The sequence below is a fragment of the Pseudocolwellia agarivorans genome (genome assembly GCF_002000085.1).
Taxonomy (GTDB): domain Bacteria; phylum Pseudomonadota; class Gammaproteobacteria; order Enterobacterales; family Alteromonadaceae; genus Pseudocolwellia; species Pseudocolwellia agarivorans.
In genome coordinates this window covers 608,876-634,380 of record NZ_MUZU01000001.1, presented here as the reverse complement: position 1 = coordinate 634,380, position 25,505 = coordinate 608,876, and the positions used below count along the sequence as shown (strand labels likewise).

Here is a 25,505-nt window from a genome sequence, read left to right as displayed (position 1 = left end):
TTAAACTTCCTTTTTTTGTGCACATTGTTTGCGAATTCTCTTGTTACCCTTAGCTTGAAAGTTAAATTAACAAGTACAGGAGATTCTTATGAGTATTTATAGCAAATCAATTATTGCAATTACGCTATTAATTGCAGCAACGGCCTCTGTTCAGGCAAATGAGGCAATGCAAAAAAAAATGGGAGGACATCAACGACCTAGTTTTGAATCGATAGACGCTAACGCAGATGGAGATATTGATTTTGATGAGTTTTCATTACAGCAACTTCCTCATGGTGATCACCGAACGGTGTTTACTAGCATAGACACTGATAATAATGGTGTTATAAGCCAAGAAGAATTTGATAACCATAAACCGCCACATCCTAAACATGGAAAAGGCAAGCATCATGATTAATTCAATAAATTCTGGTATGTCAATGCCGCCACCGCCACGTTCAGATCAAAAGTTAACAGAAGAGCAGCAAAGCTTGATCTCTGAAACTTTGTCAAAATTTGACGCTGAAAATATTAATGAAACCGATGCGCTGAGTATTATTGATGCATTTTCTCAAGCTGGAATTCAACCGGGTGAAGCGCTTGAAAAAGCAATGTCATCATTTGGTTTTGATGCTAAAACATTGGGTGATCTTGCTGAGGTAAAAGGGCAAGGGGGAATGCCACCGCCACCACCTAAGCAAAGCACTGAAGAAATAACGTCTATGGTAGATTATCTAAAAGAGCTTTTAGATGAGAAGCTAGCAACGAGTAGCGACAGCGTACTCAGTGATGAAGATAAGCAGTCAATTTTGGCTCAAGTCTTTGAAAAATTTGGTATAGAAAGCGACGAGTCTATTATTAATACCACAGCATAAAACTTGATTACTGATATATGGTTATTAAACGTATAAAAACGAGAGCCACTTTTTAATAGGAAGTGGCTTTTTTATATTCCTTATTTTATGCACATTGTTTGCACATTAACCTATTAGTATTACCAGCATAGTAATAGTTGGTATTACCCAGTTGGAGTCGATATAACAATGAAACATTCACTTTTTTCCACTAAAAATAAAGCCAGTTTTCAAAACAGCGTAAGCTTCACCTTATCAAGTTTAGTTCTAGCTTGCTTACTTGCTGCTTGTGGTGGCAGTAGTACGAATGAAACGCAAACGAGTGTTGAATTTAATACTGCACCTGTTGCTAATGCGGGGGCAGATCAAAAACTTTTTATTGGAAGTACGGTAACGCTTTCAGGTGCACAAAGTACTGATGCAGATGACGATACATTAAGTTATTCGTGGAATTTATCTACTTTACCTAATGGTAGTGTTTCTGAATTGTCTAGTGATACTGAGTTTTCTACATCATTTATTGCTGATGTTGCGGGCCTTTACGTTGTGTCGTTAATGGTTAACGACACTAGCGAAAACAGTGAAATTGACAGTGTTAACATTCTTGTATCAAATGTTACTCAAGGCTCTACAGACGGTGTTTTATGTGATTATAGCTACGATGCCTATAACGATTCTGACTCGGTACAACTAAACAGTACCGTAACTTGGACATGTAGCGATGAAGAGCGAGAATTAATGTCTAATGGTATTCCAGACCACGCGGTAGGCACTTTTCCTAATGCTAATAACCCTAATACGATAACAGAACAAAGTGTAGCCGAAAGTTATAGTTTAGCACCTGTTGAAACGACTGCTGCTACAACATTAGGTGGACCTGCAGGTCCTACGGGATACGTACTAAATGGCGTGAAAATTGATGCTAATACCGCTGGAAGTTGTGACGATTCAGGCGATAACTGTAGTCTGATAGGTAATGAAGGTAACTGGCATATTGAGGCGTTAGGACATAATAGTTTTAATTTCGGTACCGATGACAACAATGCGCATGTGCAGCCAGGTGGTGTTTATCATTATCATGGTATGCCTGAAGGTTTTGTAACTAAGCAAGGCGGTGACAATACCACTATGACCATTATTGGTTGGGCGGCAGATGGATTTCCTATTTATGCACGTTATGGCTATAGCATTGCTAGTGATAATACCTCTCCTCTTAAGTCAATGACGGGAAGTTATCAGTTAGTTACTGAAGTTAGTGAATCAAGACCATCTGTTAATACGTATGCCTTAGGTACCTTTGGTGAAGATTGGGAGTATGTTGCCGGTTCAGGTGATTTAGATGAATGTAACGGGCGAGTGGGCGTTACGCCAGAATTTCCAGCAGGTATATATCATTATTACGCCACAGACAGCTACCCATACTTTCAACGCTGTGTAAAAGGTGAAGTTGAAGTGGGCGGTGTGCGACCACCACCACAGTAAATAGTTACAATTTTAAGGCTCTTTTGTTAAAGAGTCTTAAATCTATAACCTTTAAATAACTAGAGTATTTATTCATGAAAAATATAAAAATGGGTTTCATTTCAACTGTTATCTTTTTATCTAGCATACTGTTCTCAAGCCATTTGTATGCACATGTTATGGTTGCTCAACATGGAACTCTAAATGTTGTTGATAACGATGTATTTATGGTGCTTTCATTACCCGTTTCAGCTTTTGAGGGCGTTGATGATGATAATGACGGAAAACTGTCTAAAACTGAATTTACTCGCTATCGCAAAGCTATTGTTAACCTTATTCATAAGCGTGTTGTACTTAAAGAAAATAATGACAAGTTGGTATTGCAAGACATGCTAATTTCACCCGTTGTATCTCATCAGTCGTCAAAATCACCTGTTTCACAATTAATTGTAATGGGGCGTTATAGTTTAGCGGATCCTTTTAGTCAGTTAGAGTATGAAGTAGATCTTTTCGGTACTGATCCTACTGAACAATTATTTGAAATTACGGCTACCCGTAAAAGTGACCAAAAGAAACAACTTATAAAACTAACAGTTAAAGACTCGAGTATCTCTATATTTTAATAAATGATAGAAGGCATGGTTAGTCTGGTTTGAAGTCTAATTGGCAGTGAGTTTTTTGTAGCATGTATTTTGTAATATATACCCGTTACCGATCAAGATGTGTATTTCAGAGCGCTTGATGGATATAAATTCATCATAACGAGGGTTACAATCAGCTATTTGTTGTTGCTCTTTTACATAGAGTAACTATGCCGCAAGTGCAAGCCCTACATTAAATCGCGTTTGATTAGAACGAAATTTAAACAGAAAAGATCAACAGACTCTAGCACTAAAACTCATATTCTACTGCAAAGCGTAGCGTATGATTTTTTCCTTTATGAGAAACTTCAGTAATAAAACCTGCTTCCCATTTTAGTTGTTTTTGTCCTTCAAAACGGTGCACACCCATAAAGCCGGGGCCTAATCCCACAAAGTCTTCACCAGTATAAAACTCAATGGAAGGTTGTAATTCAGGAAGGTATCGGTAGCGGTATTGCGCTCTAAATTCGAGTTCCCATTCGTTTTGAATATCATTTCCCCATTCTCTTATGGCGAAAAAATTTAATGTAAGACTATTTTTATTAAATTCTTTTTCAAAAATAAGCCCCGTGGTGGCTTCGTAACGATCTGAATTTCTTTGTTTTTCAAATTCAAATAGTACACCCCAATCGGCCCAGTATTGGCCTTGCTCTGTTAACATCCAGCGGGCTTCTATTTCAGTTGCTTGCAATTTAAAATCGCCGGTTTCGTCTCTTTCGCCAATAATAAAAAATTCAACGGCTAGGTCTTCTAATAGTGATTGCCCGTAGCCAATACGTTGCGCTAAAACATTTTCTGCGCTTGTTTGGCTAGACATTAAACGCCATTCAAAACTTTGTTCGTTCGCAACTACGTAGGGGTGGTAAACTTTGTCGACTACCATACCGTCTGCTCGTGCAGCTAGACTAGTAAATATTGCTATAACTATGGTGAATATTAAGGCGAGTAATGTGTTTGTTTTTTTATTTATCATAGTGGTTCTTCTCTATGAATGTTTTGGTAATACTTTGCGTTATGAAAGGTAACGTAAAGGCTAAACCGTATATTACGAGGAATAACAATGAAGGTGATTCTTCGTATCCGATAAGGGCTTTTAGTACATGACCATATTCTGAATTGTCTTGTACGAATGCACTTAAATTTACAATGGGTGGGCCAACTTCAATTAAATCGACTTGAGATAAGTAGGTGGTTATTTGGCTAATTTGTCCGGCGAGAAACAAGGCCCAAAACACATTAATTAATTTATTTTTATTTCGCTCTATAACTTCGGTCAGTATAAAAGAAAATAAAGTGCTAAAGCTGGCGCAAATTCCTAATCCAATAATACAACCTATAAGTATATTTATGTGGTTGTTTTGACGTTGAAAATACACATCAAAAAATATTAAAAATGCGCTGGCTTTTAAAACAATAAATGAACCTACACCCAATAAGAGTAAGCTTTTGGTGTGTGATGACAACAAACTGTTTTTAGAAGTAGAGGCGTTAATAAAAAATAAAAAGCAATAAGTAATAAAAAGTAAGCCAACAAAGGTGCGTTCAATGCCTGTGCCTTCAAACATTTCACTTACGTAGGGCGCAGCGAGAAAAAAGAGTAAACTACTGAATACACCAAATGATATAGCAGAGGATAAGTATGAAAAGCCTAAGGTTTTATTTTTTAAAAATACCTGCAAATAACTTAATAAAATAAAAATAGGTAATAAGTCGCGCAAAAATAAAATAACGGTATTAATTATCATGGCGTTTCCTCCACAACAATAATTTTTCCTCTGGCGGTATTTGGGTGAAATTCGCCAAAATATTCATATGTGCCAGCGGGTAATGGGCCAACATATATGGTGGATTTTTTACCAGCAAAAATAACTTTCTCTCTGTTTAAGTCGAAGCTATCAAATTCTTCAGCGACATTGTCTTTATTTTCGATAATTATTTTTACTTTTACATTAGCAGGGATCGCCAGTGTTGAAGGGGTAAAAATATGGTCTTTAATGGTGAGATAATACACTTTGTTTTTTGCATAAGCATATTGGCTCCAAATACTTGCTATAAAAACAATAGCGCAAAATAACTGGCTTAGCGTTGAATAAATTAACGATGCTTGCAGGTTGCGTTGTGGCTGCATTATTGAACACCCACTAATATATTAGGAAAAGTTACGGTGACGCATAATCCACCGAGTGATGAACGTGAGCAAGATATTTCACCGTTATGCAAGGTAGTTATGTGTTTTACTATTGATAAGCCTAAACCCGAACCTTTAATGTGAGAGTGCTGGGAGTCAACTCGATAAAAGCGTTCATAAATTTTAGGAAGTTCCTCATCACTAATTCCTGGGCCTGAATCTTCAACGCTGACTGTAATTGAGTTACTTTCATGGGCAATAGTAAGTTTAATTTCAGACTTGTTACCACTGTATTTTATTGCATTTTTTAGTAAGTTTTCAAACAAGGTGTATAAAGCGAAGTAGTTTCCTGACAAGCTATTTTTACTGTCGGTATCTAATGCGATATTTTGTTGATGAGCCGATAGTAAATCAAAGTTACTGCCGATCACGTCTTGCAGAACAACCTCCAGATCTACCGTTTCAGTTTTTTGGTTAAAGTTTTCTGGCGTAAAACGATACAAGGCAATAATTTGTTCAATAACATGCGCCATGCGATCAACATTTTGTTGTAGTTCAGTAAACTCTTCATTAGTTAGTTTATTATTTTCAAAAGACTTTTGAATATTATGCGCATTTATTTTTAATACGCTAATAGGTGTGCGTAATTCATGAGCTGTGTTGGCAGTAAGTTGTTTTTCTCGATCAAATGAATCAGAAAGCCGAACAAATAATTGATTAAGGCGATTGAGTACAGGATCTAATTCAATAGGGGGTTTAGTTAAGCTAACTTCTGATAAGTCGTCGGTGTTTTTGTTTTTTAATTGTTGAGACAAACTTACCAAAGGCTTTAAACTTTTGTTAATAATATAAAAAACAATTAATGCAATAAAGGGTAATGCAAATAGGAGCGGGGTGGTAATAACAAATAAAATAGACTCTGCTGATTCAATTCTCGACGACATAGGTTGCGCAACTAGTACTTCAAAGGTGTTTTCTTTTAACAAATAGGTTTTCCATCGTTTACCTCCAAAAAATACTTCGTTGTTATATTTTGACGAAGCATTAAATTTTGAGTTTGGCATTTGTTCACTTTTACTGACTAACTTGCCATTTTTGAATACTTGGAAGGCAAAAACACCGTCTGCTGTTGAAGGTAATACTTGGTTAGATTTGCTCATGTCCAAAACAAAAGTTGCAATGGAATGAAGCTCTTGATCGAATATTAGGTCGAGCTGCTTAACGGTGTTTTTATAACCGTATAAAGCTGAAAAAAACGAAGCTAACATTACCGCAGATATAATAAGGGTAATGAGCTGCTTTTTTATCGACATTTACGCCTTACTCACAATATAGCCAACACCTCTAACGGTTTTAATAAATGTTTTAGGAAGCTTTTTGCGAATGTTATGCACGTGTACTTCAATGGTATTACTGCAAACTTCTTCGCCCCATTCGTATAGCTTGTTTTCAAGCGAAGCTTTAGAGTTTATTCTACCCGCATTTTCCATGAGTGATTTTACTATCATGTATTCTCTACGAGAAAAATTAACGCTTTCATCATCCATTAATATTTGCTGAGCTTTAGTGTCTAATTTTATATTGTTGATAACAATGGTGTTGTCTTGATTGGTGCCCATTCGTCTTTCTATTACTCTTAGCCTTGCGAGCAGTTCAGCGATATCAAATGGTTTAGCAAGATAGTCTTCTGCGCCTAAGTCTAATCCTTTTACTTTGTTTTCTACGCCATCTCTTGCCGTTAAAATAAGCACGGGAATATGTTTGTTTTTTTCTTTAATTTTACGTAAAACATCTAAACCATTTATATCAGGCAGGCCTAAATCTAAAATAACGCTATCAAAGTCTTCTGTTAGAACAGCGTTTACAGCGTCATTACCTTTATCAACCCAATTAATGGTGTAGCTTTCATTACGTAAAGACTGCTTTAGCCCTTGAGCTAGCGGTATATCGTCTTCAACTAATAATATTTTCATGCTGTACTCTTATTATGTATTACTTGAAATTTGTTTGGATAATAACGAGAGTAAATCAACGACTTTAAAGCTGGCATTTTCCATTAAAGCTAAACTTGTTATTGTTTGTTCTGTATCACCATTAATATGTGCGGTTAATGCATCAAGGCCGTTTTTATGTACTTCAGCATGCGGTTGCTCTATTTGTTTAAATACGCTGTGAGATGAGTATTTTTCAGCTCCTTCACCTTGATAATACCATTTTCCTAATCTACACATGGTGTGATCAGCAAAGTCATCAACAGCCTTATCTGACATTCCCAACATAACTTGGTAAACCTCAAGTTTCCAAACAACATGATCCATTTTTACTGTTTGTATGAAAGAGTCTGCAGCTGTGTTTGTTATCACTGAATACATATGTTGCGATAACTCTACAATTTCATTTGAGGTGTTTTCTATTTGAGAAGTACTGGTGCTTATTTCATTACTTTTGGTGTCTACATTATGTATACCACTTACAACATCTTCCATTTGTTGATTAACTTGTTCAATAAGGTTTGATATTTCGTTTGATGCTTCAGATGAACGTTGTGCTAAGTTTCTTACTTCATCAGCAACTACAGCAAAACCTCTACCTTGTTCACCAGCTCTTGCTGCTTCTATTGCTGCATTTAAAGCAAGTAGGTTTGTTTGGTCTGATATGCTTTTAATAATATTAACAAAATCATTTATACCTGAAGTTACTGTTTTTAGCTGTTCAGCAGAGCTTGAGGCTTGTTCTGTATCTCTAGATATTTCAGAAGTTGATACTATTGTTTTTGTTAACATTTGTTTGATTTGATCAAAAAGCAATTGGGATGACTGAAAAGAATCTCGATGAGTAATAAGCTCGGCAGACGAATTTGCTAGCTCTTCTCTAATTTGATTAACAAGCTCGGTAGATTGTAAACACAGTTTATGTAACTCTTCTTGGCTATTATTTTTTTGTGCTGTGTTGGATATATCGTCAGCTAAACTCGCATTGGAAACATTAATTTGTTCAAGTTGCTTTTCTAGATCTTTATTTTTTAATGTTAATACTTCAATTTCAGCTTTTAATTTTTGCACTTCAGAACGACTTTTTACACCAAACATAATATCCATCTCAAGTTATTAAAATCACTAAGTTCGTGATAATTTAAGTTATATTCAGCTAAACTATAGTGTTTTTTTTGAAGTTAGAGAAGATATTCGTTTTTATTATTTAATAAATAGAAGATATCGATTCTATCGATTACGGTTGAATTATTTACGGTAACCTTATTTTATTGGTTTAAATAAGGTTACCGAATTTTACTTAGTTACTAAAAACTGTAACTTACCTGTGCTACAACGGCGTTTATACTTGGGTATAAATCAACTTCGTTTAATACGCCGGGTTCCTCTACGCCTGTACTCTTAGATGATTGCTGGAAAAACTCTAATCTGAATGAAAGCTCAGTATTGTTTTTCATCGGCATACCGTATTTTACACCTACCGTTATACCATCCATTTTACCTAGTCGATAATCTGCGCTCATATAGCTAGGTAATGGATTGCTACTTAACTGAAATGGTTGATAGAACTCTGCAGCATCTTGAGTGTAGTAACGTATATGCGGCTCAATATAACTATCGCCTAATGGAATTCTATAACGTGCATCTACCGTATGAGATGTTATTTCCCAGTCATCCCAAAAATAGCGATAAGAAAAATCGATAATAGAATTGGATAAAAAATGATGTTTTGTTTGCCAAAAAATACTATTTTTTACGCGTTTATCAGGCCTATTTTCATAAAGCTGTTTTTCCGACATGCCGTTTGAATTAACTAAACTAACCACTTTAAATGGGTCGGTTAAGTAACCGTCTACTTGTGAGTATGAATAGTTAAATTGCATAATCGTTTGTCGGTCAATAACTTGCGTAACACCTAATAGTAAATCTACTGTGGTTTTATCGTCTTCAGTACCAGAGCGATTTAATTCATTACCAGGAGGAACCATTTCAGCAAAAGCCGTTGGTATGTCACCTTCAGGTGTTATGGTGTCGTTACTATAAGCAACACCAGCAGATAAGGTGGTGTTTTTTTGATTAAAATCTCGTGCAATATTAGCGTTTAATCCTACCGATAAATAATCATATTCTTTTGATAAATGTAAGCCACCACTTATTCTATAATCTTCAGCAAACGGCTGTGTCCATTGCGCATTAAACTGCAAACGTGTATCGCGGAAAGTATCATCTAAAGGCGTTTCATTTGCAGGTGTATTAAAAGACTCTTTGCCAGAAGGACGCGTAAATGTTTGTACGTTTGGCTGTGCCACCGCACCATTAGCTGAAGCACCAGTAAGCGCATCAACCGTTAGTTTTAGGTTTAGTGTTTTTTCATCTTCAAACGTTTTAGTGCCCGCTAAAATTAATTCAGTTGCCTGTACTCGATCTGTTTCGCCGTAGTACATCAGGGCAGTGTCAAACTCCCAGCTTTTTTCTTCTTCAGCTTGGGCTGATGTGCCTAATAAAGTACAAGTTGCCACGGTAAGTAACTGGGTGATATTTACCTTGTTTTTGCTAGGCTTTTTATTATTAATTAATTGCATCCGCAACCTCCACCAGCAAAACCTCGTCCGCCACTTGATGATTCTTTACTGAAATAAATATGATCATCAAGAGAAGCATCAATAGGAGATGAATTTAACGCCATTTCGTCTTTAGCTAATAAGTCTCTTTCCCACGGTTGTACGCCTAAGCTACTACAAGCAGAGGTTAGCGCGACAAGGCTAACGATAAGTATTGTATGTTTATAATTTTTCATAATGTTTCCTACATTGTTGCTAAATTATTAGGTGAAGAAGCGATTAATTGATCAATTTCTTGTTCATAATTTGTGATTTTTGCACTAAAAAATCCTGTATGACGTTTAATTACTTTACCGTCTTGATTTATTAAGTAACTGCTGGGCATGCCTTTTACTTTAAACTTTTTAGCCAGAGTTCCTTTAGGATCATAAATAACAGGAAAATTAGCCGGCGTAGACTGTAAAAATGTTTCAGCTAACGTTTTTTCATTATCAAGATTAATACTAATAACAGTAAATTGGTCTGAATTATATGAAGATTGAACTTTGTTCATCCAAGGGAAAGACTTACGGCAAGGGCCACACCACGACGCCCAAAAATCAATATAAATTACTTTGCCTTTGTGTTTCGCTAATAATGCATCTAATTCGTTTTGTGTGTTGTTACCAGCTTCTCCACTATAAGAGAGCGGAGAAAAAATGGCGATAATTATTACCCACAATAAAGAGGTAATTGTTGATGTTTTAGCGCTCGGAAGAAAAGCCATAAGTGTCTCCATGTTAATAATACATCGAGTATATGAGGTGAAACTTAAGGTAAACTTAAGAATTAGTTATGAACTTTAAGTTTACGTAGAGTGCTTACCTTTAAGTGGTAAAGAGTTTCTAAGAAAGGGGGATAAGTCACAAGTGTATTGCACTCGTGACTTTAATAACTAAGCTGTTTGTACCTTTTTATTTAATTACGCTAGCTCAGCGTCATTCGTTTCAGCTGTCTTAGGGTTTTGGCCGTAATCGTTAGCATCGTGACTGTCTTGTGTTAAGAAAATCAACATAACAATTAAACCGACAAGTGGTACTAAGTAGATTAATTGCCACCATCCTGTGCGGCCAGTATCGTGTAAACGACGAGCAGCAATACTTAACGAAGGAACAAACATAACTAAACTGAATATAGATGATAAGAACCCGGTGCCGATAGTGTAATCAACAATAGATAACCCGATGATGATAATTAAATAGAAAAGGATAAACATCCAATATTCTTTACGTCTTGCTCTTCCTTTAAAATCAGCATACTTCTTAAATGTTCCTACAAAATGTTCCATTTTACTTCCTTTTTATTTTAACTTTCATTGTCTTACATCAAGTAATTTACCTGAACTTTTTGAATAAAAAAAGTAAGAATAAAACCGATTATAATTGATTTTTTATTAAATCTAAATGATAGTGATTGTTATTTGTGTTTACATTGTTTTGGTTGTCGTTATAATGCTCACTAATTTTTTAATGAGTGTAATTGTTACGTTAACCTTAAGAGAGTATTTGTGAATAACTTTAAATTTAGTTTTATTGCTGTATCGGTATTTTTTGCGACTTCAAGTGTAGCCTTTGATGAAGTAACTGAAAATAAAGAGAATAATGTTGAAAAAATAGAGGTTACAGGAACTTATATTGATGGCTACGCTGCCAATAAAGTGGGCGGAGCTTCAAGGCTCGACCTTTCAATTATTGAAATACCACAGTCAGTTTCTGTTATTAGTAATGCTCAAATGGCCGACTATCAATTAAAAGATATTAACTCTGCACTTGATACCGCAACAGGTTTAAATATTGAACGTATTGAAACCGATAGAACTTATTACACTGCACGGGGTTTTGACGTGACAAACTTTCAGGTTGATGGCGTTGGTTTGCCGTTAACATCAGGTAATAGCCATTCAGATGAAGATACGGCTATTTATGAACGCGTTGAAGTTATTCGTGGTGCAAATGGTTTAATGACAGGAGTAGGTAATCCATCAGCTACCGTTAACTTTATTCGTAAAAGAGCAACTAGCGATACACAAATTAGTGTGAATGGCACGGTAGGATCATGGAACAACAGACGCTTAGAAGTAGATGTGTCTACACCGGTTTCTGAATCTGTTGGTGTTAGATTTGTTGCTGTACAGCACGAAACCGAGTCGTATCTAGACCGTTATGAAAAAGATAAGTCGGTACTTTACGGCTTTGTTGAAGCTGAGTTGTCTGACAGTACTAATATTTCTATTAGCCATAGCTATAACAAAAGTGAAGCAACAGGCAATCTTTGGGGAGCTAATCCACTTTACTATACCGATGGTTCAGCGACTGATTTTGATTCTTCTATTAATACGTCGGCTGATTGGTCTTATTGGAATGTAATAAAAAATAATACAGTCGTAGAACTAAACCATTATTTTAATAATAACTGGAGCTTACGAAGCACTTATTCACGTAGAACAACGGATGAAGATAGTGAGTTGTTTTACGTTTATGGTACACCGAATAAAGACACCGGATTAGGGCTAACCGGTTATGCAAGCGAATATATTAAAGATGACGAACATACCTTATTTGATGCTTATATTTCTGGTGATTTTAATCTTTTTGGGCGCTCGCATGAACTTGTTGCTGGGATCAACTTTGCTCAAATGAGTTACATTGAAGGTTCTTTATATGACTACACCACAGGTAATGGTTTTCCTGAAATGCCAGCTTTAGAAGACTGGGATGGCAATGCTACTAGAGCAACATTGAAAGATGCTCCTGCAGGAAGTGATGTAAGTAATAAGCAAAAAGCTGTTTATTTTACGGCACGTTTTAATGTACTTGATAATTTTAACGCTATTGTTGGTAGTAGATATAACGACTGGGAAGCCACAGGTACATCTTACAGTGTTGAGCAAAATACTGAAGCCGCAGAATTTATTCCTTATCTTGGTTTGGTATATCAAATGACACCTGAGTTAATGGCATACGCTAGTTATACTGAAACCTTTGTTTCTCAAACTGCGCAAGATATTAACGATAAGCTACTTGATCCTGTTACCGGTAAAAATAAAGAAATAGGTATTAAACATTCATTTTATGATGAGTTATTAATCGCTAGCTTTGCTTATTTTGACACCGAGCAAGTTAATGTTGCCGCGCTAGATCCTAGAACGCTTTCTTTACCTATTGATAAACAACGTTATATCGGTGTTGATGGTGTATCAAGTCATGGCTATGAATTTGAAGTGGCAGGGCAACTTGCACAAGGATTACAAATCAGCGCCGGTATTACTGACTTTAGTATTTCAGGTGAAAATATTATTGCTGACTATACCCCTGATACTTTAATTAAAGTTGCTGCTACTTATAACGTACCTAAAGTTGAAGGCTTAACGTTAGGTGTAAACATGCGCTGGCAAGATGATATTTCACGCGATCAAGGTGTTGTGGGAGAAGGGTTTTCTAATGCAGGTCAAGCAATAATAACGACACAAAAAGCTTACGAAGTGGTTAATTTAATGGCGAGGTACGAATTTACCAACAATGTGTCTGTAACGGTTAACGCAAATAACGTGACGGATAAAAAATACCTGAACAGCTTATATTGGGCACAAAGTTATTACGGCGCACCTACCAACTACAGTGCTACGGTAACGTGGAAATTATAAATAAAAATTAATACCTTAATTATTTTGTGGCGTAGTTTTTCTGCGCCACTTTTTTGTTTTTAGAAAGTCAGTTATATGTACTTTATTGGTTAGGTTTTATGAGAAAAAAATTATTTAAATGGCATTCAATTGGTGCACTTATCGCGATACTGCCTGTTATTATTATTTCAATAACAGGCAGTATATTGGTATTTAAAACCGAGTTAGACGCATGGTTAATGCCTAATAAAATGACTGTGAATGTTGACAGTACACAGCAACGCTTATCGCTTGATACGCTTATTACTAATGTTCAAAAAAATAACCCAAAATATGAAGTTGCAACATGGGAAATTTTTGATGATAAAAGTAGAACCGATACCGCTTACTTAATTGAACGTGGCACTCATGTTTGGGCTAAGGTCTATTTAAATCAGTACAGCGGTGAAATGTTGTCTGAGCCTGTAGGTACGAGCGACGACCTTACCGATTGGTTATTAGACTTACACTATAAGTTTTTACTAGAAACCAAAGGCATGTTTATTGGCGCGATTGTTTCGTTAATTCTGCTATTTTTGGGGATCAGCGGTATTATTTTATATCGTAAATTTTGGCAACATTTTTTTACGTTGAGAATAAAACTTGCCGCGCGCATATTTTTTAGTGATTTACACAAAATGGTGGGCATTAGTGCTTCACCTGTTTTATTGATATTGGCTTTTACTGGTGCGTATTGGAATATTTTATTAGTAGCTCATGAGGTAACAGAGCATGTTATTGAAGAGCCATACGAAATGATAGCGCCTTTACACAATACTGGCTTATCTATTCAAAGTTTATATGAAAAATCTAAAAGTGAAATAGACAGTTTTAAACCGACTTATTTAGTTTTACCATTTGAACCTAAAATGGATATTACTTTTTACGGAGAGGTTGATACACCCAATCCATTGAATAGCGAGTATTCGAATATGGTTACCTTTGATAAAAACTCAGGTAAAACAACCTTCATGCAAGATATTCGAGAGGCTAACGTATTAATGGTGATTGACGATAGTTTTAGAAAACTTCATTTTGGTTATTTTGCCGGGTTAACAAGTAAAATTATTTGGTGTGTTTTAGGTTTAAGCCCTGTGATTTTAGCCTTTACAGGCTTATATTTATATTGGTTTAGAAAACGTAAAAAATTTAAAAAAAGCTAAAAGTTATATTTGAAGATCCGAGTAAACAGCTGTTTTATATTTTTTTGATCATGTATGGTGAGGGCGCATTTAGGTTTTTAAAATAAATATTCGTTACCACTCAAACGATTCTCCAAGGGGTCTAAACTGTGCCTAAATTGTTTTTAGATCTCACTGAAACCTGTATCTTGAATGATAACGGGTATATGTACATCAGCATTAAATATTGAAAAAGGATCTTCACATGTCAGCCATTCAAATTGCCCGATATCTTGTCAGTTTTAGCTGGTTATATCACGGTATCTTTCCTAAGTTAGTTCATATAGCGCCATTAGAAAAATTAATGACGGGAAGTATCGGTTTATCTAACGAGCTCTCTTATTTTGTAACTAAATCTGCAGGGATCGGCGAAGTGATTTTTGGTATTATTATTTTTATCTTCTATAAAAATAAATCTATAATTTTATTAAATATTTTTGCTTTAGTTGGTCTTTTACTTGCGGTTGCAGTTTTGCAGCCTCAATTATTAATTGAGGCATTTAATCCTGTAACCACCAATATTACCATGATAGGTTTAAGTCTTATTTTATTAAATAAAGATGCGGATAATAAGCAATGAAATATCTTTGGGTGATCCTATTTTTAGCAGTACTTGTTTGGTCTGGTGTTAATCCAAAAGATCAATTTACTTGGTTGCTTGAAGTGTTACCTGCCGTTATTGGTGGTGGCATTTTAGCATTTACTTATAACAGCTTTCGGTTAACGCCTTTATTATACTTTTTTATATTATTTCATTGTATTGTATTAATGGTAGGTGGGCATTATACCTATGCCGAAGTGCCATTTTTTGATGAATTATTAGGTGCTACGCGCAATAACTACGACAAAGTAGGGCACTTTTTCCAAGGCTTTGTTCCAGCCTTACTTGCGCGAGAAATACTTATTCGCAAACACGTTGTAAATGGTGATAAATGGCGAAACATTATTATTGTTGCCATCTGTTTAGCTTTTAGTGCCTTTTATGAATTAATTGAATGGTGGGTCGCGTTATCTACTGGTGAAGATGCGGAAGCTTTCTTAGGTACACAAGGTTATGTTTGGGACACACAATCAGACATGATGTGGGCATTAAGCGGAGCCATTATTTCATTATTAGTGCTATCAAAAATTCATAACAAGCAGCTAATAAGTTTAGGTAGCTGAAAAGTTAAGTGCTACGAGTAAATAGAAGGAGGCTTTGTTTTGTCTAAAGTGGTTATATTTGGAAATTCAGGTTCGGGTAAATCAACGCTCGCTAAAAACATAAGTACAGGCAATCAAAGTGCGCATCTAGATTTAGACACGATTGCATGGCAACCAACTACGCCACCATCAAGAACACCAATTACCGAGTCTAAAGCTAAAATTGACGAGTTTTTGAAAAATAACAACACATGGGTAATTGAAGGATGCTACACCGATTTACTTGAGTTGGTTACGCCTATTGCCGATAACGTTATCTTTTTAAATTTATCGGTTGAAGATTGTATTCTTAATGCACAAAAACGCCCTTGGGAACCTCATAAATATGAATCTAAAGCCGCTCAAGATGCTAATTTAGCTATGCTAATTGATTGGATTTCGCAGTATACCCAAAGAGATGATACGTTTTCGCAAAGTGCACACTTAGCACTTTTTAATGGTTTTGAAGGTGCGAAAGAGCTACGAACCTGTAATTTACCTAGCTAAGTTTCAGATTACTTAATAACGATTAGCTTTGTAGTTGAAGAATATCTATTAAGTCTTTATTAACTTTCTCAACGGTATATTGTTTTAAAACAAGAGCGTAGCTTTGCTCAGCCATTTCAGGCCAGCGTTGTGGATTCTCAATAAACCATAGTAATTTTTCTGACAAATCATTAACGTCAGCTTTATTAACCAAATAGCCGTTAACGCCATCATCTACCGTTTCTTTACAGCCAGAAACATTGGTTGTAAGTATAGGGCGGCCAATACTCATTGCTTCTAAAACCGTTCTAGGCATGCCTTCATGATAAGACGCAAGTACAAAAATATCACAGCCTTCAATACTTGGGCGTACATCATCGGTATGGCCTAAATATTCTATGTCTTTATTGTTGTGCCATTGCATGACTTCGGCAAGAGGAATACCGTCAGGAGAAGGATCTTCAGGCCCTAATATTTGAAAGCAGGCATTAGGGTGCTTTTTCTTTACTTGTTGAGCTGCTGCTGCAAATTCTCTAATACCTTTATCGCCTAGTAACCTTGCTATGGTTAAAAATGTAGGATGAGTATTGTTAGCTAAAGGTGATTTTTTAAAATGTTTTATATCAACGCCAGAACCATGTACACGGCAAGTTACTTCTTTTTTTACAATGTTTTGATCTATAAATACTTGTTGGTTATCAGGGTTTTGAAAAATAACACGTTGCGCATTTTTTAATGCAAATTTATAAAGATTAGTCGCTATAAAATTAACAATATTGCGTTTAGTACTGCCTTTTTGAAAAGCAAATCCTAGACCTGTAATTAAGGCGAAAAATTTTCCTTTACTGAAAAATCTAGCCGCTATTCCTCCCCATATTACCGGCTTTATGGTGTAAGCAAGGATCACATCGGGTTTATGTTTTTTAATAGACTTTATTAATGATAAAAAGGTGCCAAGATCAGCAAAAGGATTTAAGCCGTTTCTTTTTATGGATAAGGGAATAAATTGGCAACCTAGTGCTTCAATTTTTTCGATAGTGTCTTTATTGGTTGGGGCTGCCATCGCAATAACATCATGCCCATTAACACGAATATCTTTAATGAGGTTACCTCTAAAATTTAAAAGTGACTCGGGTAATGCTCCAATGATAAGAACTTTCATGATGATATATTTCTCATTTTTATTATTTTTATTAGGGTTAGTAATGGCTAGTTTTTTTCTTGTCGCTCAGTTGCAAAGACAACCGCAGACATAAATAAATAAATTAGCATAGGTAAAAACATCCACTTTTGTCTCATGGCTATACCTAAGTTTGCTGTGGTTAAAGATAATATAATTAACGATCCTATACCGTACGCCCACATGAAAATACGATTTGAAGGATCTTGTTTTACATGCGTATTTCTAAGGTGCCGCATTCCTACAACAAATAATAATAATAATAATACGTTATCTATAGACGCGAGTAATGCCGTTATATTATGTGCTTCAAAAGGTAATGGTCGAAAAGTATAAGTAAACATTTTCATTGGGACAGACATAGAAGATATGTCTAAACTTGAGCCGCCGGCCATATTGTGACCTTGTTTTTTTGATAAATAGTCTTGCAAACCATCAGCCGAAACATTGTCGCCGACACCTGCATAATTAAGTGCGAAAGGGATCAAAAAGACCATAGTAATTGAAGACAATACAGCCAATACCGTCTTAATTTGTATATTCGCATTTTTATCAAACATAATTGCAACACTAATGGCTATTACCATAATACCAGCCATATGAGGCCTAACAAGCAACATAGATAAAATAGCTATAACTAATATAGTTTTACGTTGCTTTATGTTTAAAGATGCCCACAAAGCTAAGCCTGTAGCCATAAACGAAAAGGCATCTTTACCTATTGCAGATGACCAAAAACTTACAGAGGGAAGAAAAATAATAATTAAAGCAAACCATTTTATTCTAGGTTTACTCTTTTCGGTAAGACCTTGTAAGGTAGCTGAAAAAGTTAATAATCCAATGATTCCTATAATATTAAAAACAAGAAAACAGCCTAGGTATGATAAATCGAATAATTTTAGAATATTTGTAAACAACTCTATGGCGTGAGTCCCTAAGGAAAAATGTGCAAAGTCTAAATTTTCACTTTTGAAATAGCGATTGGCATCAGCAGGATTTTTAGAGGCGTAAGCAACATACACAAAACACATTACGGTATGCCATAAGTAGAGAAGTAATGATAATTCTGTTTTTAATTGAAGCTTTTTACCAAGCGAAAACGCAACTAAAATACCCAATAAAAAAATGATAAATGCACTAAAAACATGCCAAACAGAGGTTACTAATTCCATTTTAACCGCCTATTAAAGCTAATAATAAAGGTTAAAACGTTTTTAATTTTCATAATGGCTGATATTTTGTTTTTCATATAATGCTTTGTGTTTTTGCAAACAAGCTTCAATAGAAAAGTCATTCATATTAAGTTGCGCAGCGCTGCGTAATTTGTCTCTTAATTGTGAGTTGCTAAGTAAAGAAAGTAAGGTGTCGGCATATTTATCTACATTATTAACTGGTACAACTATTCCACCTTCGGTTATGTCGAGTAATTCTTTACAGCCACCTACATCGGTGACTAATGCTGGTAATCCTGAAAACTGTGCTTCTAATAATGCTATGGGTAAGCCTTCCCATGCCGAGCTCATTAAAAATATATCAGACTGAGCTAACAAATTAGGTACATCAGAACGGTTGCCTAAGAGTTCAACCGTATCGCTTAGGTTGTGAGTGTTAATGTATTCACGTAATTGTTTTTTATCGGTTTCTTTCCCTTCACCTGCTATTTTTAAGTAAAAAGGTGCCGTGAATACTTTTTTTACTTTAACAACCGCTTTTAGCATATGTAGGTAGTTTTTTTCTCGAGAAATTCGACCGACGGCAATTAAGGTTAATGGCTCATCCGTTAAATTATTATTCTTAGGCGTGCATAACCTTTTTTTATCAAGCGCATTATGTATCACAGTACAGCTTTTTTGTTTTGGTAAATACTGTTGAAGAAATTGAGCACATATATTTGAAATGCCAATATGTGCATTACAGCGCTTCATAATTGCTTTAAAAATAAAAGGACGCGTTTTAATGACTGAACTATGGTGTGTATATACTCGAGGAATAGAGGGGCAAAAGAAAAAACTATAAATAATACCTGCAAGTAAATGTGCATGAATACAATGTGGACGAAAAGATTTTATACATGCTTTAAATGCGGAATAACCTTGAAAAATATTACGTCGAGCATTCTTGGGTAAAATAAAAAAAGGAATATTGTTTTGTTCAAGTTCTGCTAAAAACTGCTCTTGATAAGCTGAAGATCTCCCTACATTATCAGCGTCTGAAATAAATAAAACTCCGGCATCAATACCACTTTCCTTTGAGTTTATGACCATATCCTTTACAAAAACTTCAGCACCACCAGCGGCGGGTGAAGAGAGGACATGCAAAATTTTAAGGTTGCTCATTAGTATTCATATCCAAATAATTCAATGTCTTTCGCGTAAATACGTTGCACAATATCAATCATTTCTTGATTTAAGTATGCCTCTTTATAGCTTTTACCTGTAGACGTTTTATTTGCATGGGGTATGGTAATAGATCGACCTAGCTTCTTATTAATAACCTTAATATCTGAAGTTAAGGTTTCAACTTTACCAACAAAGTCGGTTAATAAATGGCCTTGTTCATCATAAATAAAGGCATGTTGTGGTTGAAAAACAAAGTCGAGTTCTTCAATGTTTTTTGTGGCTAACCAATCAAATAAAAAGGTTTCAAAACTATCAAATGCGGGGATCTGATATTTTTCTGGTTGGTTAATGCCCATGCTTTCTGTTTTACCTATTTTGGCAAATTGATAAGCAGAATAAATACGACTCCAAGGATTTCTTACCACTGAAAATACAAAAGACTTTTTAAATAGTTTAGGGAATCTTTTTTGTATTTCTGTTGCTTTATAGTGGCCTAGCGTTCTTCCAAAAACGGCTTTATTAATACTTGTACCTGCAGCTTTAGGTACATGAATATAAATGCACTTTGCTTTAGCCCAGTATGGGTAACGATGAAATAAATTAAGTTTGTGTTTAAATGAAGTCATAAGTTTTACTTTTTTATTGTTTTTATAGAAAAATTAATTGTATGAAAGCCTAATCGCTTTACTACCATGATGTATGCGCAAATATTAATATTAATTGCCGACATAGCCATTGCTATGGCTACGCCAATTAAGCCCAAGTGATACGTAAGAATTAAAGATAAAAGTACAGATAAAGGTGTTGATATAACAATGATGTTTTTTAAGTCTTTTTCATGCCCACTCAATGTAAGTAAATAACCAACAGAGCCTGTAGCCACATTAATAATTTGACCAATCACTAAAACTGCCAAAATATAACCGTAATTATCAAAAGACTTACCATAAAGGCTCATTAGCTCATCACTAAAAAACAGCACAACAAAGCTACAAGGAACAATAATAAGGATGAGAAATCGTGTTATTGATTGCGCAAAATTAGCAAGTTCCGTTATTTTTCCTTCTTTATATAATTTTGCATATTTAGGGGCGGCAACAAAGTTAAAGGCAATTAAACAAAAGCTTATTAATAATGTATATCTATTGGCTGCTGTTAAAATGGCAAATTCTTCGGGTAGTAAAAAGTAGCCATTAATGAGTGAAATAACCATAACCGATAAACTGCTAAATAGGTGCATGGTTACAAAAGAAGGCCAGCCTTTTATATTACTGTGCTGGGTAGCTTTATAGGTAAATATTTCTTTTTTAGAAAAAAACAAACCAAAGGTTACGGTTAAAATAATGACTGCTAAATGTATATAAGACGTAGTAATACTATCGCTTGGTTTGAATAAAATGATAAATAAAGAAAGTAGGGTATAGGGGAAAATAAATTGTAATAACGATGACTTTATTAAGCGCTTTTGCCCTTGTAAAAGAGTAACTAAATAGCTATTAAGAGGAAGCAAGAATATCAATAAAGATAAAATAAGGAGTAATGTTTTTAAATCAGGCTTTGAAACAAATTGTGATATTTGTGTGCTACTGAGAGTAATAATTGTAATACAAACAAAGGAAACGATAAAAACAAACTTAATTATGCTCCAAAACTTTTGAGCTATATATGTAGTATCAGTTTCTTTAGATGCAACATCTCTTAATAAGGCGTTATTTAAGCCTAATCCTGAAAATACAGCGATGGTAGTGATTAAATCAATGGCATAAAAATATAGGCCAGATTCTTTAATCCCTAAATATCGAGTAATTAATACGCCTGAAACAAAACCTAAAAAAGCACCCAATGCACGGCAAATGGTAACTAGGCTAACTGAGGCTAACAAATTATTATTTTTTATTATTATATTCATTTATTTAGCATGCTATTAGCGCAATATAACAAACAACTAACGTGAGTGCATTCTTTTATATGTACCTATATTGCTTCAACATACACGATTCAACTGTAATTATAAACTTATGTATTTACAGTCTTTATATTTTATTCAATGTTTGAAGTACCCTAAACGATCGATATATATTGCTATATTTAATAAAACCGAATCTACACTTTTAGTTGTTTTTCTAAGTTAAGTATTTCTTCACTAATTCTTCCCTAAATTTATTCAAGCATCCATTGCATATTTTATTATCAAAAAAATATCATTAAGGATTGTAATCCTAAATGATAATGATTATCATTTGGGTGTTGGGTAGGTTTAATAAATAAAAAAAGGTATTCGTTAATGAAGACACATGTAATTCAGCAATCAGAACCATTACTTTGGCAAAGGTTATTAACCTTCGGTAATGAATGTTACGAAAAACAAAATTGGTTACAAGCGGAATATTATTATAAAGAGGCAGAGTTACAATTAGATTATTTATGGTCGGCTGAACCTACAAATATTAATTTATTAATGGCATGGATATGTACATTACATAACTTATCAACACTCTTTGAACAACAAGGAGATAAACAAATAGGGTTACGCTATTTACTTATTCCACACCACAGAATGCTAAATTTAACGCAAAGTAAACAAGCAACAGAAGATGTGAAGTTAATCGCTATTAAAGCATTAAAATTAACATTTCCCCCCATCTTGGTATTCAGTCAAAAAAATCCAATTTGTAATGATTGTAAGCAATCAATACAAGCGTTTCAGCAGCAGTTAGAAAGTCAACAAGAGGTCGTACATTAATTAAACCTATTGTTTTTAATCATCACAGGAGAGTCATTATGTTTTATACGTTATTAGAAATATTAGATAAAAAATTTAATTTTGTCACAGTAGCTGCTAAACAAACAGAACATACTGGCGACGATGACAAATCAGTAAAAACAATGCTAAATAAAGGAGTTGAATGCTATGACAGTGTTAGGGTTTAAGTTGTTAAAGGTAAAGGGGCACAGTATGTTTCCTAAAATTCCTCAAAATAGTTACGTTTTGGTGAACCAGTGGCTAAATTTGTGGCGAATAAAGCCAGATCAAACCATTTTAATCAAACATCAAACACTGGGGCTTATTATTAAAACTGTCGCTCTTATTGATCGTTACGGGTTCATTTGGAGTAAAGGTGAAAACCCTTCGAGTTTAACGGTTGAAAGAATTGGCCCTGTTGATAAGCATCAAATAATCGGAAAAGTATTAATGATCATTAAACAGTAATTTTAACTCGTTGCGGTTTAATTTTAGTGTAATCTTTTAGTCTACAATTAATGTAATACAAAATACATAATGAACGTATTTGTTTTTCTATTCTTCTAAAATCAGGCATACTAGTTAACGTTCAGTAAATAAACAATAGTAAGTTGTTTTTTAATTAACTCTAATTAAAGGTTTGGAGATTTTATGAATACCCGATTACAGCGTCTATTGTTTAGCTTTTTTTTACTTATTTTCCATACTTGCAGTTATAGTCAAAATATTACTTTTTTAACCCATCAGATAGAACCTTTTTCATATTTAGAAGATGGTGAGATAAAAGGAGTGACTACTGACATTATCAAAGAAATGATGAAAATTACTCAATATAACCAAGAGATTAAAATATTCCCTTTTGCAAGAGGATTATGGACAGTACAAAACAAACCTAACTATGCAATGTACATTGTAGCAAGACGTCCTGAGAGGGAAGATACAGTGAAATGGGTGGGCCCATTAATATCTAGTGGTGTATATTTTTATAAAAGAAAAGGATCGAGTATTAACCCTTCAAATTTAGATGAAATTAAACAATCTTTTTCTGTTGGCGTACACCTAGGAAATGCAGACCATAATTTTTTAAAAGCTCAAAATATTAAAAATATCATACCAACAACGAAGCCATTTTATGCCATAAAAATGTTAGTAAATGATAGGGTTGATTTAGTTCCAATGAGTGAGCTAACGGTATATGGCATAGCAGAAAAAGAAAAAAATAATATCGAACGCACAAACGTCAAACTATATAATTCAGATGTATATTTGGCCTTTTCAAAAGAAACACCAAATAACATCATCACAAACTGGCAAAATGCATTAGATGAAATAAAATCGACTGGTGTATATGGCAAGATTTATCAAAAGTACTTACCTTAACGCGTTGCTTTTATGCGTATAACACTCCCTTATGCGTGCTTCATAACTATTGAATAAGCAAGTATGACTAATATTGCTATTTAATTACCAAACACTGGTGCTTGCATGGATGAAGATACTGGTTTTTTATCAGGAATAAAAAAACGTATTTTTACAGTTAATAGCCAGTTATTAGTAAATAAAAGTGCCGGTACTATACCGACACTTTAAAGAACAAAGTTTAATTTATAAACGTAAAACGTTGATTATTCCCATTAAAGCAATTCCATTGATTAAATGCAGCACCATTATTGGTTTGTTGACCTGCAACGTCTAAACACTTGTTACTGACTTTAGAGCGAATTTCGTAATATCCATCCCCTTTATCAGCCAGTTTCCAACGCTGTTTATTTTCACTATGGTTACATACCCATTGATGAACTGTTGCGCCGTTAGCTGTGTTAGCGTCTTTTAATTCAACACATAAACCGCTTTTATTTGACGTAATTGCGTATTCACTATTACCTAAATGCGTAAAAGTGAATTGTTGATTAGCATTATTGATATTACAACCCCATTGATGGTATTCACCACCGTTAATCATTGAGCCTTTAGTATCTAAGCATTTGTTACTGTGTTTCGCTTTTAAAGTAGTAAGGCCCGTTGGGATAGTTGATGTATTGTTACTATTATTCGAAACAGGCTTGTATACACGTATCCAATCAACATACATTTTATTTTTTTTGTTGTCAGCCAAATCCGTATCTGTCGCTACATGACCGGCTTCTGAACGCCATGAGTGATCTTCAGTATCAATTATAATAAAAGCTTCTTCGTCCATATTACTTTGGCTTTTATCTAATATTGCACCTGTGAAATCTTTGTCTTTCATAATGACTTGAGCCCAAGAACCTTCGTTTGTTTGTTGCCCATCAATATAAAAGGTCACTTCAGTTGGGCTTTTCCAGTACACGCCAAAACGGTGAAAATCATCTCTCCAGTGAGTACCCCATGTAGGAGTGTTATGGGTTTGATCGTTAAAATCACTAATAATTTCATTAGACTGTTCATCGCGCACAAATACATGGAAATTGGTGGACATATTTTTGGCAAACCAAGTTTCTCTTGCTCCTCCGTAGACCTCTAATACATCAATTTCACGTTCGTCGTTTTCACTTAATAGCCAAAAATTTGATGATAACTCTAAATTGCTTACCTTAATATTAGCTTCTAAAAAAATAGGGAATTTAACTTTTGTTTTAGAGGTGATCACACCTGCATTAACTTTATTAGTGCCTGCTTTACGTGATGCACTGATAATTAAGTTACCATCAGAAACCCAGGAAGAGTTCTTTTGCCAATAGGTTAATCCTGGACCCGTCCACCCATTAAAATAAGTGTCGTTCCACTTACTTGTAAAAGTATTTGGTTTACCTGTGTAATTGAATGAATCTGAGTAGCTACTTTGAAGTTCCCATGATTTACCTGCTCCTGCAGCCGCAGGTACTGGAATATTATCCCAATCGGCGGTATGGCCTATAAACGAAGTGAAAATTATCCCCGTCAGTAATACTGATGTTTTTTTCATTATATTTTCCTTTTTGTTGTTTTGTATAAATGCTTCTTGTTTTTTATATTTGAAGCAGCTTAATCATAGTTTATTGTTAACTGTTGTCAATCCTGTTGCGGTTTTTATAAAACATGATTGGCAAGGTGGCAA

General features: G+C 34.7%; 29 protein-coding genes and 1 pseudogene. 13 read left to right on the top strand and 17 right to left on the bottom strand.

Annotated elements, in window-relative coordinates; genetic code table 11:
* The first annotated feature begins 88 nt into the window (after nucleotides 1-88).
* The 4 genes from B0X80_RS02750 (at nucleotide 89) to B0X80_RS02735 (ending at nucleotide 2,917) form a co-directional block, all read left to right on the top strand.
* Nucleotides 89-397 carry an EF-hand domain-containing protein gene (locus B0X80_RS02750; protein ID WP_077338276.1) on the top strand — a complete coding sequence of 103 codons (309 nt, stop codon included), beginning with the start codon at nucleotides 89-91 and terminating at the stop codon, nucleotides 395-397.
* The gene (locus tag B0X80_RS02745; protein WP_077338275.1) at nucleotides 390-854 is read left to right on the top strand and encodes a hypothetical protein; all 465 of its coding nucleotides are present in this window, start codon (nucleotides 390-392) and stop codon (nucleotides 852-854) included. Before B0X80_RS02750 ends, B0X80_RS02745 begins: the two co-directional genes overlap by 8 nt.
* A 168-nt stretch (nucleotides 855-1,022) precedes the next feature.
* Nucleotides 1,023-2,315 (top strand): YHYH protein, encoded by a 1,293-nt coding sequence (locus B0X80_RS02740; RefSeq protein ID WP_217697124.1) that lies wholly within the window; start codon nucleotides 1,023-1,025, stop codon nucleotides 2,313-2,315.
* A 74-nt stretch (nucleotides 2,316-2,389) separates the two neighbouring features.
* Nucleotides 2,390-2,917: a hypothetical protein gene (locus B0X80_RS02735; RefSeq protein ID WP_077338274.1), complete on the top strand. Its 528-nt coding sequence runs from the start codon at nucleotides 2,390-2,392 to the stop codon at nucleotides 2,915-2,917.
* Between the two features lie 268 nt (nucleotides 2,918-3,185).
* Here B0X80_RS02735 and B0X80_RS02730 read toward each other — a convergent pair whose 3' ends face one another.
* From B0X80_RS02730 to B0X80_RS02685, 11 genes and pseudogenes are all read right to left on the bottom strand, one after another.
* Nucleotides 3,186-3,908, bottom strand: a complete 723-nt coding sequence (locus B0X80_RS02730; RefSeq protein ID WP_077338273.1) for a hypothetical protein — start codon at nucleotides 3,906-3,908, stop codon at nucleotides 3,186-3,188.
* The gene (locus B0X80_RS02725; protein WP_077338272.1) at nucleotides 3,898-4,680 is read right to left on the bottom strand and encodes a hypothetical protein; all 783 of its coding nucleotides are present in this window, start codon (nucleotides 4,678-4,680) and stop codon (nucleotides 3,898-3,900) included. The genes B0X80_RS02730 and B0X80_RS02725 overlap by 11 nt, the downstream gene beginning before the upstream one ends.
* Nucleotides 4,677-5,063: a cupredoxin domain-containing protein gene (locus tag B0X80_RS02720; RefSeq protein WP_077338271.1), complete on the bottom strand. Its 387-nt coding sequence runs from the start codon at nucleotides 5,061-5,063 to the stop codon at nucleotides 4,677-4,679. The genes B0X80_RS02725 and B0X80_RS02720 overlap by 4 nt, the downstream gene beginning before the upstream one ends.
* Entirely contained in the window at nucleotides 5,063-6,376 is a 1,314-nt protein-coding gene (locus B0X80_RS02715; protein WP_077338270.1) for an ATP-binding protein, read from the bottom strand. The genes B0X80_RS02720 and B0X80_RS02715 overlap by 1 nt, the downstream gene beginning before the upstream one ends.
* Entirely contained in the window at nucleotides 6,377-7,036 is a 660-nt protein-coding gene (locus tag B0X80_RS02710) for a response regulator (RefSeq protein WP_077338269.1), read from the bottom strand. It abuts the gene before it with no gap.
* A 12-nt stretch (nucleotides 7,037-7,048) separates the two neighbouring features.
* Nucleotides 7,049-7,381 (bottom strand): CZB domain-containing protein, encoded by a 333-nt coding sequence (locus tag B0X80_RS20695; protein WP_425439687.1) that lies wholly within the window; start codon nucleotides 7,379-7,381, stop codon nucleotides 7,049-7,051.
* Between the two features lie 57 nt (nucleotides 7,382-7,438).
* A pseudogene (locus tag B0X80_RS20690) lies at nucleotides 7,439-7,846 on the bottom strand (methyl-accepting chemotaxis protein); the annotation flags it as partial.
* A gap of 515 nt (nucleotides 7,847-8,361) precedes the next feature.
* Nucleotides 8,362-9,636, bottom strand: a complete 1,275-nt coding sequence (locus tag B0X80_RS02700) for a DUF3570 domain-containing protein (RefSeq protein WP_077338268.1) — start codon at nucleotides 9,634-9,636, stop codon at nucleotides 8,362-8,364.
* Nucleotides 9,627-9,851, bottom strand: coding sequence for a DUF4266 domain-containing protein (locus B0X80_RS02695; RefSeq protein ID WP_076418371.1), 225 nt, complete (start codon nucleotides 9,849-9,851; stop codon nucleotides 9,627-9,629). The genes B0X80_RS02700 and B0X80_RS02695 overlap by 10 nt, the downstream gene beginning before the upstream one ends.
* An 8-nt stretch (nucleotides 9,852-9,859) precedes the next feature.
* On the bottom strand, nucleotides 9,860-10,381 hold the full coding sequence (locus tag B0X80_RS02690; protein WP_077338267.1) for a TlpA family protein disulfide reductase: 522 nt from the start codon (nucleotides 10,379-10,381) through the stop codon (nucleotides 9,860-9,862).
* 195 nt (nucleotides 10,382-10,576) lie between these two features.
* On the bottom strand, nucleotides 10,577-10,942 hold the full coding sequence (locus B0X80_RS02685) for a DUF805 domain-containing protein (protein WP_077338266.1): 366 nt from the start codon (nucleotides 10,940-10,942) through the stop codon (nucleotides 10,577-10,579).
* A gap of 219 nt (nucleotides 10,943-11,161) precedes the next feature.
* Between B0X80_RS02685 and B0X80_RS02680 the strand changes: the two genes are divergently transcribed.
* The 5 genes from B0X80_RS02680 (at nucleotide 11,162) to B0X80_RS02660 (ending at nucleotide 16,185) form a co-directional block, all read left to right on the top strand.
* Nucleotides 11,162-13,297, top strand: a complete 2,136-nt coding sequence (locus tag B0X80_RS02680; protein WP_077338265.1) for a TonB-dependent siderophore receptor — start codon at nucleotides 11,162-11,164, stop codon at nucleotides 13,295-13,297.
* Nucleotides 13,298-13,395: 98 nt separating this feature from the next.
* The gene (locus B0X80_RS02675) at nucleotides 13,396-14,478 is read left to right on the top strand and encodes a PepSY-associated TM helix domain-containing protein (RefSeq protein ID WP_077338264.1); all 1,083 of its coding nucleotides are present in this window, start codon (nucleotides 13,396-13,398) and stop codon (nucleotides 14,476-14,478) included.
* A 223-nt stretch (nucleotides 14,479-14,701) separates the two neighbouring features.
* Nucleotides 14,702-15,076: a DoxX-like family protein gene (locus B0X80_RS02670; protein ID WP_077338263.1), complete on the top strand. Its 375-nt coding sequence runs from the start codon at nucleotides 14,702-14,704 to the stop codon at nucleotides 15,074-15,076.
* Nucleotides 15,073-15,660, top strand: coding sequence for a DUF2238 domain-containing protein (locus B0X80_RS02665; protein WP_077338262.1), 588 nt, complete (start codon nucleotides 15,073-15,075; stop codon nucleotides 15,658-15,660). Before B0X80_RS02670 ends, B0X80_RS02665 begins: the two co-directional genes overlap by 4 nt.
* A gap of 39 nt (nucleotides 15,661-15,699) precedes the next feature.
* A complete protein-coding gene (locus tag B0X80_RS02660; RefSeq protein ID WP_077338261.1) occupies nucleotides 15,700-16,185 on the top strand; it encodes a P-loop NTPase family protein in 486 nt (161 codons plus the stop codon).
* 22 nt (nucleotides 16,186-16,207) lie between these two features.
* Here B0X80_RS02660 and B0X80_RS02655 read toward each other — a convergent pair whose 3' ends face one another.
* The 5 genes from B0X80_RS02655 to B0X80_RS02635 are packed head-to-tail and all read right to left on the bottom strand — an operon-like array spanning nucleotide 16,208 to nucleotide 21,592.
* Entirely contained in the window at nucleotides 16,208-17,326 is a 1,119-nt protein-coding gene (locus B0X80_RS02655; protein ID WP_077338260.1) for a glycosyltransferase family 4 protein, read from the bottom strand.
* Nucleotides 17,327-17,373: 47 nt separating this feature from the next.
* A complete protein-coding gene (locus B0X80_RS02650) occupies nucleotides 17,374-18,516 on the bottom strand; it encodes a hypothetical protein (protein WP_077338259.1) in 1,143 nt (380 codons plus the stop codon).
* A 42-nt stretch (nucleotides 18,517-18,558) separates the two neighbouring features.
* Nucleotides 18,559-19,680 carry a glycosyltransferase gene (locus B0X80_RS02645; protein ID WP_077338258.1) on the bottom strand — a complete coding sequence of 374 codons (1,122 nt, stop codon included), beginning with the start codon at nucleotides 19,678-19,680 and terminating at the stop codon, nucleotides 18,559-18,561.
* The gene (locus tag B0X80_RS02640; protein ID WP_077338257.1) at nucleotides 19,680-20,309 is read right to left on the bottom strand and encodes a sulfotransferase family 2 domain-containing protein; all 630 of its coding nucleotides are present in this window, start codon (nucleotides 20,307-20,309) and stop codon (nucleotides 19,680-19,682) included. Before B0X80_RS02640 ends, B0X80_RS02645 begins: the two co-directional genes overlap by 1 nt.
* Before the next feature lie 5 nt (nucleotides 20,310-20,314).
* Entirely contained in the window at nucleotides 20,315-21,592 is a 1,278-nt protein-coding gene (locus B0X80_RS02635) for a lipopolysaccharide biosynthesis protein (protein ID WP_077338256.1), read from the bottom strand.
* 375 nt (nucleotides 21,593-21,967) lie between these two features.
* Here B0X80_RS02635 and B0X80_RS02630 point away from each other — a divergent pair, with 375 nt between their 5' ends.
* The 4 genes from B0X80_RS02630 (at nucleotide 21,968) to B0X80_RS02620 (ending at nucleotide 23,806) form a co-directional block, all read left to right on the top strand.
* On the top strand, nucleotides 21,968-22,426 hold the full coding sequence (locus B0X80_RS02630) for a hypothetical protein (RefSeq protein ID WP_077338255.1): 459 nt from the start codon (nucleotides 21,968-21,970) through the stop codon (nucleotides 22,424-22,426).
* Nucleotides 22,427-22,464: 38 nt separating this feature from the next.
* On the top strand, nucleotides 22,465-22,614 hold the full coding sequence (locus B0X80_RS20420; RefSeq protein ID WP_175623859.1) for a hypothetical protein: 150 nt from the start codon (nucleotides 22,465-22,467) through the stop codon (nucleotides 22,612-22,614).
* A complete protein-coding gene (locus tag B0X80_RS02625) occupies nucleotides 22,595-22,894 on the top strand; it encodes a S24 family peptidase (protein WP_281252980.1) in 300 nt (99 codons plus the stop codon). Before B0X80_RS20420 ends, B0X80_RS02625 begins: the two co-directional genes overlap by 20 nt.
* Before the next feature lie 183 nt (nucleotides 22,895-23,077).
* The gene (locus B0X80_RS02620) at nucleotides 23,078-23,806 is read left to right on the top strand and encodes a substrate-binding periplasmic protein (RefSeq protein ID WP_077338253.1); all 729 of its coding nucleotides are present in this window, start codon (nucleotides 23,078-23,080) and stop codon (nucleotides 23,804-23,806) included.
* Between the two features lie 220 nt (nucleotides 23,807-24,026).
* On the opposite strand, the gene B0X80_RS02615 is transcribed toward B0X80_RS02620, so the two are convergent.
* Complete coding sequence (locus B0X80_RS02615; RefSeq protein WP_077338252.1) at nucleotides 24,027-25,373, bottom strand: RICIN domain-containing protein; 1,347 nt, start codon at nucleotides 25,371-25,373, stop codon at nucleotides 24,027-24,029.
* Nucleotides 25,374-25,505: the final 132 nt, after the last annotated feature.

What these genes read in the sequence shown, in the direction of transcription:
- B0X80_RS02750 (WP_077338276.1), top strand. Translation starts at nt 89, where the DNA reads ATGAGTATTTATAGCAAATCAATTATTGCAATTACGCTATTAATTGCA.
- B0X80_RS02745 (WP_077338275.1), top strand. Translation starts at nt 390, where the DNA reads ATGATTAATTCAATAAATTCTGGTATGTCAATGCCGCCACCGCCACGT.
- B0X80_RS02740 (WP_217697124.1), top strand. Translation starts at nt 1,023, where the DNA reads ATGAAACATTCACTTTTTTCCACTAAAAATAAAGCCAGTTTTCAAAAC.
- B0X80_RS02735 (WP_077338274.1), top strand. Translation starts at nt 2,390, where the DNA reads ATGAAAAATATAAAAATGGGTTTCATTTCAACTGTTATCTTTTTATCT.
- B0X80_RS02730 (WP_077338273.1), bottom strand. Translation starts at nt 3,908, where the DNA reads ATGATAAATAAAAAAACAAACACATTACTCGCCTTAATATTCACCATA.
- B0X80_RS02725 (WP_077338272.1), bottom strand. Translation starts at nt 4,680, where the DNA reads ATGATAATTAATACCGTTATTTTATTTTTGCGCGACTTATTACCTATT.
- B0X80_RS02720 (WP_077338271.1), bottom strand. Translation starts at nt 5,063, where the DNA reads ATGCAGCCACAACGCAACCTGCAAGCATCGTTAATTTATTCAACGCTA.
- B0X80_RS02715 (WP_077338270.1), bottom strand. Translation starts at nt 6,376, where the DNA reads ATGTCGATAAAAAAGCAGCTCATTACCCTTATTATATCTGCGGTAATG.
- B0X80_RS02710 (WP_077338269.1), bottom strand. Translation starts at nt 7,036, where the DNA reads ATGAAAATATTATTAGTTGAAGACGATATACCGCTAGCTCAAGGGCTA.
- B0X80_RS20695 (WP_425439687.1), bottom strand. Translation starts at nt 7,381, where the DNA reads ATGGATCATGTTGTTTGGAAACTTGAGGTTTACCAAGTTATGTTGGGA.
- B0X80_RS02700 (WP_077338268.1), bottom strand. Translation starts at nt 9,636, where the DNA reads ATGCAATTAATTAATAATAAAAAGCCTAGCAAAAACAAGGTAAATATC.
- B0X80_RS02695 (WP_076418371.1), bottom strand. Translation starts at nt 9,851, where the DNA reads ATGAAAAATTATAAACATACAATACTTATCGTTAGCCTTGTCGCGCTA.
- B0X80_RS02690 (WP_077338267.1), bottom strand. Translation starts at nt 10,381, where the DNA reads ATGGCTTTTCTTCCGAGCGCTAAAACATCAACAATTACCTCTTTATTG.
- B0X80_RS02685 (WP_077338266.1), bottom strand. Translation starts at nt 10,942, where the DNA reads ATGGAACATTTTGTAGGAACATTTAAGAAGTATGCTGATTTTAAAGGA.
- B0X80_RS02675 (WP_077338264.1), top strand. Translation starts at nt 13,396, where the DNA reads ATGAGAAAAAAATTATTTAAATGGCATTCAATTGGTGCACTTATCGCG.
- B0X80_RS02670 (WP_077338263.1), top strand. Translation starts at nt 14,702, where the DNA reads ATGTCAGCCATTCAAATTGCCCGATATCTTGTCAGTTTTAGCTGGTTA.
- B0X80_RS02665 (WP_077338262.1), top strand. Translation starts at nt 15,073, where the DNA reads ATGAAATATCTTTGGGTGATCCTATTTTTAGCAGTACTTGTTTGGTCT.
- B0X80_RS02655 (WP_077338260.1), bottom strand. Translation starts at nt 17,326, where the DNA reads ATGAAAGTTCTTATCATTGGAGCATTACCCGAGTCACTTTTAAATTTT.
- B0X80_RS02650 (WP_077338259.1), bottom strand. Translation starts at nt 18,516, where the DNA reads ATGGAATTAGTAACCTCTGTTTGGCATGTTTTTAGTGCATTTATCATT.
- B0X80_RS02645 (WP_077338258.1), bottom strand. Translation starts at nt 19,680, where the DNA reads ATGAGCAACCTTAAAATTTTGCATGTCCTCTCTTCACCCGCCGCTGGT.
- B0X80_RS02640 (WP_077338257.1), bottom strand. Translation starts at nt 20,309, where the DNA reads ATGACTTCATTTAAACACAAACTTAATTTATTTCATCGTTACCCATAC.
- B0X80_RS02635 (WP_077338256.1), bottom strand. Translation starts at nt 21,592, where the DNA reads ATGAATATAATAATAAAAAATAATAATTTGTTAGCCTCAGTTAGCCTA.
- B0X80_RS02630 (WP_077338255.1), top strand. Translation starts at nt 21,968, where the DNA reads ATGAAGACACATGTAATTCAGCAATCAGAACCATTACTTTGGCAAAGG.
- B0X80_RS20420 (WP_175623859.1), top strand. Translation starts at nt 22,465, where the DNA reads ATGTTTTATACGTTATTAGAAATATTAGATAAAAAATTTAATTTTGTC.
- B0X80_RS02625 (WP_281252980.1), top strand. Translation starts at nt 22,595, where the DNA reads ATGACAGTGTTAGGGTTTAAGTTGTTAAAGGTAAAGGGGCACAGTATG.
- B0X80_RS02620 (WP_077338253.1), top strand. Translation starts at nt 23,078, where the DNA reads ATGAATACCCGATTACAGCGTCTATTGTTTAGCTTTTTTTTACTTATT.
- B0X80_RS02615 (WP_077338252.1), bottom strand. Translation starts at nt 25,373, where the DNA reads ATGAAAAAAACATCAGTATTACTGACGGGGATAATTTTCACTTCGTTT.